Origin of the sequence: Barnesiella sp. ET7, from assembly GCF_024733785.1 — a bacterium.
GTDB classification, from domain to species: domain Bacteria; phylum Bacteroidota; class Bacteroidia; order Bacteroidales; family Barnesiellaceae; genus Barnesiella; species Barnesiella merdigallinarum.
The window spans coordinates 135,338-150,085 of the sequence record NZ_JANRHM010000004.1 but is presented as its reverse complement, the minus strand read 5'-3'; the positions used below and the strand labels follow the sequence as shown (position 1 = coordinate 150,085).

At 57.0% G+C, this 14,748-nt stretch carries 6 protein-coding genes and 2 tRNA genes; 3 read left to right on the top strand and 5 right to left on the bottom strand.

Annotation, left to right across the window (positions count from 1 at the left end; all coding sequences use genetic code 11):
- The first annotated feature begins 9 nt into the window (after positions 1-9).
- Positions 10-1,284, top strand: a complete 1,275-nt coding sequence (locus NW211_RS03985) for a DUF5074 domain-containing protein (protein ID WP_258326991.1) — start codon at positions 10-12, stop codon at positions 1,282-1,284.
- A gap of 346 nt (positions 1,285-1,630) precedes the next feature.
- On the opposite strand, the gene NW211_RS03980 is transcribed toward NW211_RS03985, so the two are convergent.
- The 4 genes from NW211_RS03980 to NW211_RS03965 form a co-directional block, all read right to left on the bottom strand.
- Positions 1,631-1,707 (bottom strand) — tRNA-His (locus tag NW211_RS03980).
- Positions 1,708-1,745: 38 nt separating this feature from the next.
- Positions 1,746-1,822 (bottom strand) — tRNA-Asp (locus tag NW211_RS03975).
- A 319-nt stretch (positions 1,823-2,141) separates the two neighbouring features.
- Positions 2,142-4,421, bottom strand: a complete 2,280-nt coding sequence (locus NW211_RS03970; RefSeq protein ID WP_258326990.1) for a T9SS type A sorting domain-containing protein — start codon at positions 4,419-4,421, stop codon at positions 2,142-2,144.
- A gap of 379 nt (positions 4,422-4,800) precedes the next feature.
- Positions 4,801-5,691: an AraC family transcriptional regulator gene (locus NW211_RS03965; RefSeq protein WP_087407682.1), complete on the bottom strand. Its 891-nt coding sequence runs from the start codon at positions 5,689-5,691 to the stop codon at positions 4,801-4,803.
- Between the two features lie 153 nt (positions 5,692-5,844).
- Here NW211_RS03965 and NW211_RS03960 point away from each other — a divergent pair, with 153 nt between their 5' ends.
- On the top strand, positions 5,845-7,755 hold the full coding sequence (locus tag NW211_RS03960) for a CocE/NonD family hydrolase (protein WP_258326989.1): 1,911 nt from the start codon (positions 5,845-5,847) through the stop codon (positions 7,753-7,755).
- A 246-nt stretch (positions 7,756-8,001) separates the two neighbouring features.
- Positions 8,002-9,930, top strand: coding sequence for an NAD(+) synthase (locus NW211_RS03955; protein WP_087407680.1), 1,929 nt, complete (start codon positions 8,002-8,004; stop codon positions 9,928-9,930).
- 52 nt (positions 9,931-9,982) lie between these two features.
- Here the strand turns inward: NW211_RS03955 and NW211_RS03950 are convergent, their stop codons facing one another.
- Complete coding sequence (locus tag NW211_RS03950; RefSeq protein WP_258326988.1) at positions 9,983-14,662, bottom strand: translocation/assembly module TamB domain-containing protein; 4,680 nt, start codon at positions 14,660-14,662, stop codon at positions 9,983-9,985.
- Positions 14,663-14,748: the final 86 nt, after the last annotated feature.

Below are 14,748 nucleotides of genomic sequence, written 5' to 3'. Positions count from 1 at the left end.
TTTTGCGCAATGAATAACAGATGGATTGCAGCCCTCGTGCTGACGGGGGCCATGGTTGCGGCGGGCGGTTGCTCGTCCGACCCCGAACTTGTAGGTAACGGTGGTAATACGGGCGGTGGCGGCACTAATCCGCCCACGGCTCTCGGCGGATATGCTTCGCCCGACGGAGTGTTGATTCTCAACCAGGGAGCCCCGCGTCTGGAGAACGGCTCGGTCACCTGGATTTCACCCGAGGGGCAGGTCGAGCAGAATGTCTACCGTACCGTCAACGGTTCGGCCTGCGGCAATACGTCGCAAGATCTCTACCTCTATGGAAACAAGATTTACATCATGAGCAACAATACCGAGGTGCCCGATTTGGGAAACAGCGAGCCGGGCGACGGGACTATCGTCATTGTCGATGCCGAGACCTTCCGCCGCGAGAAGGTATTCCATTTCAAGGACCTGAAGTTTCATAAACCCGAGGGCTCGCTCGAGGTGGTCGACTCGTTGCCGCTGGTCACGCCGCTCGAGAATCTGGCCGTTATCGACGAGCATAACCTCTTTCTGGCCGACGGACAGGGCATGTTCCGCCTCGATACCGAGACCGGCGAGTTGACTCTCGTGGAGGGTGGATACCACTTCGGCAACCAGGGGAATACAATCGAGACCGTTGTGGGCACACGCGGCATGACCGTCATCGGCGATCACCTCTATTGTTCCGGCGGGGGATTCTGGACCAATACCCAGCTCTTCGAGTTCACGAAAGACAGCAACAAGTTGACCCGTTCGCTCGACCTTTCGGGCGAATTTATCAGCGGTATCTGTCGCACGGGCGACCACGAAATCGTGGTGGCTACCTGCGGTCGCTCGGGCAGCCTGAAAAGTTATCTCACCTTTGTCGATACCGAGACCATGAGCGTCATACTCGAGAAACCCATCAGTGCCGACATCTCGGCCGAGTTTATGAACTCGTCGGGCGTGACGCTGGCCGGCGACTACCTCTACTTTGCCGCCGGTACCTTGACGGTGAGCCGCATCTCGCTCAAGACGTGGAAAATCGAGGAGTATATCCAGGTGAAAAACGATGCTCCGCAAGCCGAGTATCTGACCTGCAACGTTGTAGCCGACCCGAACAAGAATCTGCTCTATGTATCGGTATCGAACGACCTGAACGAGGCCCGGATTTCCGACGGGAATATCCTCGTCTACGATTGCAGCGGCGATGAGCCGAAGCTGGTGATGAATCTCGAAAACAAGGGCAGTTATCCGGTGAACATCTATCCGATGTCGAAGTTCTATTGAGCCATCTGTCCGAGATAAAGAGATAAGGTTTATCTAATTGTAGAGTCTGTAAACAGGCCGTTCCCAGAATTTTTGAGGGCGGCCTGTTTTGGTGTTAATCCCTGCTGCGTTCTGACTTTGCGAATCCCACGTTTTTTTACGCCTATTCTCCAAAAGTCCTTTTTTTTAAAATCGTTAAACTGTGTGGTTATCCCCACCGATTTTCTACTGCTCCTAAAATTTATGCTTAATCTCACGGATTCCTCAGTTTTTTACGTTGATCCCCCCTTATCCCTTTACTGCCCCGGTTTTACAAAGGAGTGGGTAAAACAAAAGGAGCGAGGACTTTTTGTTCTCGCTCCTTTTGTGGGGTGCTAGATGGGACTCGAACCCACGACCCTCGGAACCACAATCCGATGCTCTAACCAACTGAGCTACAGGCACCATGTTCTGTTTTCGTAAAGGAGTCATCCTCGCTTTACTGGCGGTGCGGACGGGACTCGAACCCGCGACCCCATGCGTGACAGGCATGTATTCTAACCAGCTGAACTACCGCACCATTTTGGTTTTGCGACGGCAAAGATAGGGCATTTTTTCTTTCTACACAACATATCGGGCAAGAATTTTTTCAAAAAAAATCGAGTGCCGTTTTATCTTTCAAGGAAACAAATAGTTACCTGTTTGTTGGCCTGGCTGTTTTTTTTGAAAAACTTTTTGCGGGGGTACCTGCGGGGGAGGGTAGGGATGGTTGTGATGCTCGTCGAGCCCTTTTAAAAGAGCGGCCCCGGCGTGGAACTGGTCGCGCGCCGGGGCCGGATAGGGTTATCGGGAGCGATACCGGGCTCCTCGGGGGGAGCCGCAGTATCTCCTTTTACACTTTAGCGGAGTACAATCTTGTGGGTCGTTTTACCGGCTGTTGTCGTTACCTGGAGGATATAGACACCCCGGGGCAATTCGGGGGTCTGTATCGTTTCGCCTTCGGCCGCAAATTGGCCTGTCAGTACACCCGCAATCGAATAGAGAGTCGCGTGTTGCAGCCCTTCGGCCTGGATGTGGAGGCGTTGTCCCGTCTGGGCGATGGTGACGGGCTGGCTGTGGGTATCGTCGATACCCGAGGCCGACTTGACGAGAACCGACAGGGGGATATACTTGTCGGCTGCACCACGCGAGGCGAGCTTCACATAGGCTTCGTGCACGCCCAGATTGTTGCTGTTGAACGATACGGTGAACGAGCCGCCCGTAGTGGGGAGCGATTGGGTCGAGAGCTTGAATTTGCTCGGGTTGGCTCCGCCGAGCGACAGCTTGATGGGCTCGGTCAGATTCTTGGTGGAGACGGTGATTTTCCCGCTCACCTGGTCTTTGCCCTGAGCCGCTATCATCGACACGTGGGTCGAGTCGCTGGTCATCTCGGGCAGGTCGGTACGGCCCCAGCCAATATCGTCGATGTAGTAGGTCACGGCGTTTTCATTGCCCCAGCGGCCGGTATATTTGAAGGCCATGAAGAAGACGTCGTTGATGTTCTGTCCCTCCAGATTGACATGGAGCTCGTTCCATTCGCCGTTTTGGTCGGGCGATGCGGGTATGCCTACCTCCAGCGGTTGGAAGAATACGGGCGTGTTGGGTATCGTGTCGATGTAGTAGAGCTCGAGTTTGGTGGGGCAGTTCTCAAAGATGTTTTCGCCCATGACGCGGAAGGTAAAGGTCTTCCCGGCCGTCTTGTAGCTCAGCGGCGGGGTTACAATCCACATCTCTACCTGGTCGTCGCTTTGTTCCTGATATACGTAGCCCGAGGCCTTGGCCATCTTCTCGCCGTCGATTTCGTATCCCCACCAGGGGCGGTTCCCTTCGCGGGTCACATTCTGCCAGCCTTCGAGTTGCAGGTTTTCGTTCTTGACGGCACTGTCGAAGGTTTCGAACAGTTGTTCGCGCGGGTTGCTCATGTCCCAGTTGAAGTTCCGTACCAGCGGCTCTTCGACGGGGGTATCGCCAGCGGTAGCCGTACCGTTGAGGTCGACAACGAGCTCTTTGCCCTCGAGAGTGGTAAAGTGAATCTTCGAGTGGAACTTACCGGCCTGTTTGGGGGCGAAGGTAAAGACTACGGTGTTGGGGATGTTCTTGACAAAGAGGGTGCTCGATATGCTGAAGGCTGCCCCTTCGATATGTTCGATCGAGGCGCGCACATAGTCGATGCAGTTCTGGCTGTTGAGGGTAGCCGTTACGGTGCTCTTCTCGTCGACCTTGGCGGTGAAGGCCGGGATGGTGGCCGGTTCGATCGAGATCGAGGGCGGGTTGTTGGGGTCGATGCAGTAGCCCTTCAGCTGGAAGGTCTGCGTGAGCTCGTAGTGGCCGGCGCTCTCGATGGTGACCGTGGCCGTGTGGCGGCCGATAACCGTGGGGTTGTAGGTGAAGACTACGGCTTGCGAGGGCTCGGTAGTCGATTGTACCGAGGCGCTGAAGTATTTGGCGTCCTTACCCGTGAGGGTGATGGTTACCGGTTTGTCGAGGTTGGCCTGGGTGATGGTGACGGTGGGGTAGTCGACCGACTTGTTGAGTTGGGTCGACAGCTCGGTAAAGGTGGTGGGCGATACCGTCAGGGTAGGTTCGGTGGGGACGGGTGCACTGCCTTCGGTCTTCTGGAAGCTGAAGTCGTCGAACAGCACAGAGGCATTCTTGGCCACCATCACGTTGAAGTAGAAACGGGTAGCCCCTTCGGGGAAGGTAGTCTCGACCGTCTTTTCGGTCCAGGAGTCGGCGGTGAAGAAGTCGGTTTTCAGCTTGTCGCTGTCGTGTTCGAGCTCACCGTCGCGCGGCGATTCCCAATAGCAGTTCAGTTTGACGTCGCTGCCGTTTTGCGAAGTCAGCACCTTGTACTTGATACGCAGGCGGTAGGTGGCTCCCGGCTCGAAGTTGGCAATCTCTTGGCTCAAATAGCTTTCGTCTCGCGTAGCTTTGGTAACTTTCAGGGCCTGTTCACCCTCGACCTTGTCGGTAGATTCTACATCCACGGTGATTCCTGTGGTACTCCATTCGTCGAAGGTGGTTCCAAAGAGGAAGTTGGAAGAGGAGTCTTCGAATCCCGGGTTGGATAACATCTCGTCGGCTGCAAAAGTGCTGGTAGCCAGCAGCCACAGGGGGAGGAGTAATAGTAATTTTTTCATATAAAAAAGTGAGTTAAAGGTAGGGAAGAGCCCGACGTCAAGGCCCCTCCATACGGTTAGAAATTAGAATATGGATGATTTTTATCGGATGGTATGTGTCGGGGTGAAACCGCTGTTTTTTACGGAATACATATCCCCTTGGGTCGAGTAGATTTTTTGCATAAAAAGTGAGTTATACGATTAACTATTCTATATATTTTCTCTTGGGGGGATAAATATAGAATACACTTTTACGAAAAACATAAAAGCATATATTCTTTTTATTGTTTTTTAACAGGTTGGTTTAACCTATTTTTAGCAATGTGAAAAAGATTTTCAGAAGGGGCTTCTGCTGTGACATGCTTTGTTAAGTTTCTGTAAAATAGATTGTTGTTTGTGCCTATGATTTTACGCTTCGGTTTCGGTATCGCAGAGGCGACAGTCCGGCATTGGTCTTAAAGAACTTGCCGAAGGCCGATTGGTCCGAAAAATTCAGTTCATCGGCAATGGCTTGTATGGTGCGGTCGGTGTGTCGCAGCAGGCGGCACGCCTCAGCATAGAGCAGCCCGTTGATAAAGTAGCCGGCCGTCTTGTGGGTGGTCTGGCGAATGATGCGCGAGAGGTAAGAGGGCGATATGGAGAGGCTGCGGGCGTAAAAGTCGATGGTGTGCTCGCGCTTGTAGTGGCGGGTGAGCAGCGTGATGAATTGCTGGAACAGCCGCTCGGGGTGGGAGAGTGGAGTAGCCGCATCGGTCCGATGGGCAATCCGCTCGAGCACTTGCAGCATCACGACGTGCAGCAGGTGTTGCAGCCTGTTACCCTGGTAGGGCCCCGGTGTAACGATGTGGCGGGCGAGCTGCCGCAGGTCGTCGGCCAGATTTTGAGCCAGATGGTCGGGCAGGTGAAGGATGGGCGACTGAGCTTGGAAAAAGAAGAGCGAGTATTGCTGGTAGGCCGGGTCGGTAGTCAGTTGCCGTTCGAAGAGGGTGCGCTCGCACAGCAGATGCAGGGCCACGAAGTCGGGGCTCTGCCGGGTGAGCGATACCAGCAGGCTGGGCCAGAAGAGCAGCATGTCGTCCTTGCCCACGGTGTAGTCGCGATAGTTCAGCGAGAAGGTGGCCGACCCCTGCCGAATCAACACTACCGAAAAGATGTCGGCAAATACCGGCGGTATGGTGTCGATGTTTACCAAATGGCTGTTCATCTCGAAGCAGGCCAGGCTGTTTTCGTATACCTCTTTTACCTGGTGGTATTCTGTAAGTTCGCTCAGTCGTATGATTTTTTCGGTCATGGCTCAGGGTGGTAAAATTGATGCGGCTAAAGATAGGAAATGTTCAGTATTTAACCAATTTCGGCTCTTGATTTAACAATGGCAACCGAGAAAGATTGACGAAATTTGCCTCACAAAAGAGCGAAATGTTTAACCGATAAAAAGGATTACGATATGACCAGGCAATGGATGTATACAGGCGCTTTGGCGCTGATGGCCCTTTGCACGCAGTGCGGTGTACCGGCCCGTCAGGAGGTTACGCTGCACGATGCCCAGGGGCGAGAGATGAAAGTTCCTCTTCGCAAGGCTTTACCGGTAGATGCACCGCGGGTGCGCTATCCGGGGTTCAATCCCGATACTCTGATTTTGAAGGCCGGCAGTGTGCGCCGCGAAGGTGCCATGCCGCTGCCGTGCGATATTTTGCTCGAGCGCGATGTGCCCATCCGGCTGCGCGACGGCGTGACCATCTATGCCGATGTGTTCCGCCCCGTGGGCGACGAGGCTTGCCCCGCCCTGTTGGCGTGGAGCCCCTATGGCAAGGAGATAGGTGGGCAGATGCTCGACGATGTGCCCATGCGTTCGGGGGTGCCCTTGTCGGCCACCTCGGGGTTGGAGAAGTTCGAAGGTCCCGACCCGGCCTATTGGGTGGCTCATGGCTATGCCATTGTCAACCCCGACAAACGGGGTGCCTACATGTCGGAGGGCAATCTGCTCTACTGGGGGCACGAGGATGCTCTTGACGGGTGCGATGTGATTGACTGGATAGCTTCGCAAAAGTGGAGCAACGGCAAGGTGGGCATGACGGGTAACTCGTGGCTCACCGTATCGCAATGGTTCATTGCAGCCGAGCGTCCCGAGCATCTGGCTGCCATCGCTCCCTGGGAGGGATTCTGCGACCACTACCGCGAGTCGGGTACGCGGGGCGGCATACCGGCTCCCGAGTTTCCCGAGATGATTGCCGAGACCTTTGCTTCGGCCCACGGCATGCTCGAGGACCAGCCCCGTATGATTGTCGAGCGTCCCTTCATGTGCGACTATTGGGAAGACAAGGCGGCCCGGGTCGAGAATATCGAGATTCCGGCCTATGTCGTAGCCAGCTATACCAACTCGGTGCACACACACGGCTCCTTTGCCGGGTTCCGCCGCATGGCTTCGAAAGAGAAGTGGCTGCGGGTGCACAACACCAGCGAGTGGTTCGACTATTACACGCCCGAGAATGTGGAGGATCTGCGCCGCTTCTTCGACCACTACCTGAAGGGTATCGACAACGGTTGGGAGCAGACACCGCGGGTACGCCTGTCGGTGTTGAATCCCGGGGGTACCGACATCGTGGGCCGTGCCGAGGAGGATTTCCCGCTGGCCCGTACCCAGTACCACAAACTCTATCTGTCGGCTGCCGACAGTGCCCTGCTCACCTCGTTGCCTGCCGACCAGGCCGTGAGTGAATATCAGTCGGACAGTGCCCGCCACGAGGTGACCTACCGCTATCGCATGGAGCGGCCTACCGAGATTACCGGCTACATGAAGCTGCACCTGTGGGTATCGGCCCCCGACCACGACGACATGGACCTGGCCGTGCGGGTAGAGAAACTCTCGCGCGACGGCCAGCCGCTCCCCGACCGCACGGGCAACCTCATTGCCGCTACGGGATTGATGCGGGTATCGATGCGTCAGTTGGACGAGACTCGCTCGACCGAGGCCGAACCGTACTACACCTTTACCACCGAGCAGAAACTGAAACCGGGCGAGATTGTTCCCGTCGAAATCGAGATATGGCCCATGGGGCTCTACTTCGACGAGGGCGAGATACTGCAACTTACCGTGGGGGCTTATCGGCCGGCCAATGCGGCCATTCCCTTCGGTTCGGCTTCGATTTCGGTTCCGCGCGACGGGTTCACTTATATGCCCGGACAGAAACCGGTCGAGATGATTACCGTGGGGGGTAACGCCACCCAGTGTGCCGACCCGGCCGAGGTGGTTGTTTCGCCGGCCACGCACAATGCCGGGCGTCATCGCATTTACACCGGTGGCGAGTACGATAGCTACCTCTATGTACCCGTGATACCGGATAATACCATGAAGTAACCAAGCGTGGCGGCGGTGCTTTGCCATCGGGGTGAGAGCCTGTTCTGCGGGCTGCATCCGCACCGCCGGCGCTTTTTTCAGAAATTCTCATATCACCGAAAGGGGGGGGCGGCTCATTTGTGTGGGACGCCCCCCCCTTTTTCGTCGAGGGCTGCGAGGTTGTAAAAAAGGATGATGGAATATGCGTGCCGGGAGTTTTGAATCCCGGTTAATTTGTTTACATTTGTCGATATTAACCGTGAAGATATGGGACAAAATTTCGGATTCGTAAAAGTGGCGGCGGCTGTGCCCGGAGTGGAGGTGGCCGATTGCCCGCATAATGTCAAGGAGATAGAAAAACAGATAGCCGAGGCCGAGGGGCTGGGGGTGCAGATTGTCGTTTTTCCCGAGCTGTCGGTGACGGCCTATACCTGTGCCGACCTCTTCGGCCACACCCTGCTGCTCGAGCAGGCACAGCGAGCCCTGGCCGGGTTGCTCGAGGCGACCGCCCGTACCTCGTTGCTGTGTGTGGTGGGCATGCCGGTGGCGTGGGGCAACAGCCTGTACAACTGCGCCGTGGCCTTTCAGCAGGGGCGCATCCTGGGAGTGGTTCCCAAAAGCTATCTGCCCAACTATAAGGAGTTTTACGAGGAGCGTTGGTTCGCTTCGGGCCTGACGGTCACGGGCGAGACTGTGGAGCTGTGTGGCAGCCGGGTACCCTTCGGGGTCGACCTGCTCTTCGAGAGTGCGGGTGCCGTGGTGGGTATCGAGTTGTGCGAAGACCTGTGGGTGCCTATTCCGCCCAGCTCGCATCTGGCCCGGCAGGGGGCCGATATTATTCTCAATCTGTCGGCTACCAACGAACTCATCGGGAAGCACCACTATCTGCTCTCGCTGTTGCAGCAGCAGTCGGCCCGCTGTCTGGCGGGATATGTTTATGCCTCGGCCGGGTTTGGCGAGTCGTCTACCGATCTGGTCTTTGCCGGCAACGGCATCGTGCTGGAGAACGGCTCGATATTGGCGCAGACCGAGCGTTTTGTACAGTCGCCCCGTCTGGCGGTGAGCGAAATCGACGTGGAGCGGCTGCGCACCGAGCGTAGGGTCAAGACCTCGTTTGCCCAGGGCACGGAGTCGATGGAGCGTCCCGTGCGTCGCATCCCCTTCGCATTGGCCGATGTGCCGTTGCGGTTGACCCGACGGGTGTCGCCGCGTCCCTTTGTCCCCTCCGACTCGGCCACGCTGCACGACCGTTGCGAGGAGATTCTTTCCATTCAAGCTGCAGGTCTGGCCAAGCGGCTCATTCACACGCGGGCACAGAGTGCGGTGATAGGTATCTCGGGCGGACTCGATTCGACGTTGGCCTTGCTGGTGGCCGTGAAAGCGCTCGACCGGCTGGGCGAGCCCCGGCAAAAAATCATCGGGGTGACCATGCCGGGCTTCGGCACGACGGGCCGCACCTATCGCAATGCCGTGGCGCTGATGCAGGCCCTGGGGATTACGATTCGCGAAATCTCGATTCGCGAGGCGTGCGAGCTGCACTTCCGCGACATCGGGCACGATGCGACGGTGCAGGATGTCACTTACGAAAACTCTCAGGCGCGCGAGCGCACCCAGATATTGATGGATATTGCCAACCAGACGGGAGGTCTCGTGATAGGTACCGGCGACCTGTCGGAGCTGGCTCTCGGTTGGGCCACCTACAACGGCGACCACATGTCGATGTATGGCGTGTCGACGAGCATTCCCAAGACACTGGTCAAGTATCTGGTGCACTGGGTGGCCGAGAACGAACTGACGGGCGAGGCCCGCGATACGCTGCTCGATATTGTGAACACGCCTATCAGTCCCGAGTTGATTCCGGCCGACGAAAACGGCGAAATCAAGCAGAAGACCGAGGACTTGGTGGGTCCCTACGACCTGCACGACTTCTTCCTCTTCAACATGCTGCGCTATGGATTCTCGCCGGCCAAGCTTTACTGTCTGGCCCGGTATGCCTTCGATGGCGAGTTCGACGACGCGACAATCAAGAAGTGGCTGAAGGTCTTTTGCCGTCGCTTCTTCAACCAGCAGTTCAAACGCTCCTGCCTGCCCGACGGGCCCAAGGTGGGGTCGGTAAGCCTGTCGCCGCGAGGAGACTGGCGCATGCCCAGCGACGCGTCGAGCGCGATGTGGCTGCGCGAGTGCGACGAGCTGTAATTCCTGTACAATATATATAACAAGATAACGGGCGAGCCGGGAGAGGAGTAGACTATTTCTCTTTCGGCTCGTCGGGTTTGAGGGCCGGTTGTCGTGAGACAACCCGGGTAGAGTCGGCCGGCAGGGTCGGGGTTTCGGGTCGGACGGTACGAGTCGAATCGGCCGGAGCTTCGGGCTGAGTGCTCTGCGGGGTGGTGCGGACAGAGTCGACAGCCGCTTCGGGCCGGGGGCTCCGCTTGAAGAGGTCGCTCCAGAGGCTGAAGTCGTGGCGCAGCATGATGCCCACGCCCTGGGTAGTGAGGGCCGACTTGATGTAGTAGTTCTGGTCGTTGTAGTGGTTGTAGGCCTTGAGCCGTATGGTGCCGCTCTTGTTGAGCAGATATTCCAGGTCGAAGTCGCCGATGAAGGTGTTGTTGTTGATTGTATTGTCGCGGTAACCAAAGTTCCCGTTGAAAATCAGCCGGTTGTTGAGTAACTGGCTCGATAGGGCCAGGTCTACCTCCATGTCGGAGAAGTCGCCCTTCTCGCTGCGGAAGTTTGGCGAGATATTCCAGTTGTCGCTCAACTGTCCCAGAATGTTGCCCAGTTGCGACGAGAGGGTCGACGAGGCCACCGACACCAGCTCGTTGTTCCGGCTTTGCCCCATGTTCATGAAATCGGGGGTGTAGAAGCGGTTCAAGGCCAGCAGGTAGATAATCTGGCGATTCATCATGTCGTTGGTGCTGATGATGCTGCGCACCCGGCGGTCCATATCCTGCGTGAGGGTGGGGAAGGCAATGTCGAAACTGAGGTCGGGACGACGCACATCGCCGGCCACATTCAGGATAGTCTGCACCGGCACGGTGGTTCGGGTCAGCTCCTTGTCGTTGGCAAAGTTCTCGTCGAGGTCGAGCAGGTTGGCCGAGAGCGAATAGATGGCCGATATGTCGAGGTTGGTGGCCATGGGGTCGCCGTGGAAGGATACGCGGCTCCCCTCCTTGATAGAGAAGTCGCGGGTGATGATGTCCTGCAGGCTGAAGTTGTAGCTACCCTTCTCGAGCACGTAAGAGCCATAGAGTTTGATGTCGTCGTCCATCGAGTTGTACTCGAGCAGGATACTGCCCCGGCCGGTAGCCTTGATCATGTCGCCGGTCGATTTGTCCATCACCAGATTCATTTTGGCCTGGTTGGTCGCTTCGATTTGCAGGTTGAGGGCCAGGATGCTGTTCTCTTGTGCCTGGTTGCTCTCCATCATGCGGGCATTGTTGAGGATAGCCGTGCTGTCGACCTGGCTCTCATCGGCCTCGGCCATCGAGCGAGCCGAGTTGGTGAAGGTGATGAAGTCGTATTCGCCGGCCGCTTCGGAGCCCGACAAGACGAAGGTGAAGTTCGACTGGTCGCCGGTAGCCATGTTCACGTCGATGCGGTTGTAGCCCGGTTCGCCCTTGATGAGGGCCGATCCCGTGCCGTAGATGGTACCGTAGTAGGTGGGGCTTTGTCGTTCGGTCATGTCGTAGGACAGGAAGTCGCGGGCATCGGTGATGGCGATGTCGTAGGCGAGGTCCTTGAAATTGTGGTGCGAGAGCCAGCCCGACCCCTTGGCCGTGTGTCGCAGCTTGTCATAGACGGTGACATTGTCGAACCAGATGCGGGTGGGCGAGAAGTGAATGCTGTCGGTGAGTGTGTAGCGGGTGTTGAGGTAGCCGATGCCGAAGTTGAAGTTTTCGACATAGGCGTCGCCCGTCACGTTCAGCGCCTTGAAGTTGCCGTAGAAGTCGATGTGCCCGCTGGCTACACCCGAAACGTCGGTCATCACCGTTTCGACGAAAGGTTGCAGAAAGGCGATGTTGAGCCGGTCGGGGTCGAACGAGAGTGCGAGCGAGTCGCGCGTGGGGAAGATGTAGCCGTCGATATAGGTCTGTTTCTCCTCCGGGTTTTCGACAAACCCTTTCATCAGGATGCCCTGGTTGTCGTTGTCCCACATGCTGAAGAGGTGCAGGTCGCCGAACACGGCTCCGTTGTAGGCAAAATTCCTGACGTCGAACTGCTCGGTGCTGAGCCGGGGCGCCGGTGTGAAGAGGTGCGAGGCTACCAGATTGCCGGTGGCGTTGCCTCCGAACGACACGTGCTTGATGTTGAGCGTGCCGAATATGTAGTCGAGGTCTACGTCGTTGAGCTGTATGTTCAACAGGTCGTTCTCCTGGTCCGAGGCCACCCCGTCGATGAGAATGTATTGGGGGGCATGCGAAATTTCGAAATTGTGCACCTCGACCCGCTTGTCGGCTACGGTGAGGTCGGCCGGTTTCATCTGCCAGATGGTATCGTTGAAGATGAGTACCGAGGGGTTGATGTGCGTGTGCATCTGCAGGTCACCCTCGTTGTCGGTGCGCGAGAATACGGTCGAGGTGTTCACCTCGCCATAGAAGGTCGACTCGGTGTCGTTGTTCCAGTTGAGCACCACGTCGAGGTTGTCGCGGTGGGCCTTGCTGCGCAGGCTCCAGGTGGTGCGCACCTGTTTCTTGTTGTAGGTGTTGGTCTCGACCGAGAGGCTCATGCCGGCAGTATCCTTACGGGCCGAGAGGTAGGTGTCTTCGATGTGCCGTTTCTTGTACCACAGGTGCGGAATCTGCCCGGTGACCGAGGCCGTGCTGCGGGTGTTGTTCATCTCGCCCTCGATGGTGGCGCGGTCGGTAAAGGTGACGGGCAGGTCGAATACCTGCGCCATGTGCAGGTTGGGCTCGATGGTAAAGCGGAACTTGAAGTCGTTGATGGGGGCCTCTTCGGCTTTCTTCTTTTTCGTGTTTTTGCGACGGGAGTGCGGTTTCGGCTCTTCGGGTTGGGGCATCAGCGAGGGGAGTGTCTGGGCGACGAGTCTCTGCAACGACTCCTTCAGGGTAGAGAAGCGGTATTGCCCCTCGATCCAGCCGTTCAGGTAGTCCGAGGTAATGGCGATGCTCTGTGGTGTGTGGCGGTTGTGTGCCTCGAGGCTGAAGCGGTTGAGGGTGAAGCGGTCGTTGGGTGTAGTGAAGGTGAGGCTGTCGATTGTGACTGCTCCCTCGGCGTTGTCGAGGCTGTTGCCGGTAAATTGGGCGGTGACGTTGAATCCCAGTTTGGACCCTTCGAAGCTGGGCATCAACCGCAATTCGGCTACGTGTATGTCGCGGGCCTGGAGGGTGAGGTCAAACTCCGACTCCTGCTGTTTCAGCACGGCCAGACCTTTGACCTCGACGTGGCCGTTAGTGTCGTCGATGCGGGCAACTCCGTTGTAGCGGTTGTCGCCGAACTCACCGTTGAGGGCGATGTTTTCGTAGGGGTAGCCCTTATATTCGAAGTAGTTGACCGTTCCCACTACTTTGCCGGTGGGGGCCTGGTGGCGAGTCTTTCGGCTGTCGAGCTCGACCTTGAAGACAATCTCGCCATAGGGGTTCCCCTCGGCAAACAGTCCGTTGAGGTTGAACTTCTGCGACTCGACGAGGCCGGCATAGTGCATCGTTCCGGCCTGGCCGTTTTGCTTGGCCGAGAGGTCGGAGTGGATGGTGCCCAGGTCGGTCGTGAGGGTACCGCAGGCCGTCAGGTCACGGCCCCGGTTGGCGATGTCGCCGCTGAAGTGCACGTTACCCAGGCGGGCTATGGTGTGGCGTTGCTGGTCGGTAAGTGAGGGGATTTTCTGGAGAATATCGGCCAGCCCCTCGGCCGAGGCATGTAGCGTGATGGGGTCGCACACGATGCTGCGCTGCCGGGCATCGGCTATCTGCTTGACGGCAATCTGGCTGTGGGCGGTGATGCTGCCGTGGCCAAAGTCGAAATCGAAGGCGTGCACGTAGAAGTCGTTGGGGGTACCCGACAGGTGGAGCGACAGGTCGACCGAGGTCTCTATCTCGTCGAGCAGGGGTGCGAACGGGGCCAGGTCGCCGAGGGCGATGCGGGCCTGGGGTATCTGCAGCGAGAGTCGGGTCTCGTCGAGAATCTTCCGGGTCGACAGCGTGTCGGGCAGGGTGGCCACTATGGGTTTTATCTCGATGTGGCTGCTGGGAAGCTGCACCTTGAAATCGCTCAGCGTAGCTTGCCGGCGGTTACCCTCGAGCTTGAATTGCAGGCGGTTGAGCGAAAAGCCCGACCGCTCGTCGAACGAGAGCCGCTTGATCGAGACATTCACCGAGTCGTTGGTGAGCGACTTGATCGAGAGTTTCGACAAGAGGTTTTTCACCCCGATGTGGTTCGGGTCGAACCGTCCCGGCTCGGCCGGTGGGGCCGACAGCAGGTCGTAGCGTATCTTGCCCCGGCGGATGATGGCGTTGTTTATTTTGAACTTGATTTTCTCCTTGGGCTTGTCCGATTTGCTTTTGAAGGCGTCGATGACAAACTGCAGGTTGGTGACCGTATCGGGGCGGGCCTGCGAGATGCGGGCATCGAGTCCGAACAGCTGGATGTTGGTGAAAATAAGTTCTTTGTTGAATACGAGGTCGCCGAGGGCGATGCCTGCCGAGAGCTTGTTGGCATAAACGAGCGTATCGCCCTGCTGGTCGGGCAGGTATACCCCGAAGAGTTCGAGCTTGTTGAAGGGCGAGAACTGTATGCGGTCGATGTCTACCCGGGTGCCCAGCAGGGCCGACAACTCTTCGATACCTATACGACGCGCCCGGTCCTGGATGCCGGGGACCGACAGCAGGATATAGGAGAGCGTGTATATCGCTATGACAGAAATGATAACGATATGGACAAATAGCCGAAATGCCGAATAGAATTTCCTCATATTTAAAACGATACAAAAATAGTGTATCCTTTTGAAAGTTTCGATAGAATCGGCTCTTTTCTTTCGGCGGTGGTTATGAAAAAAAA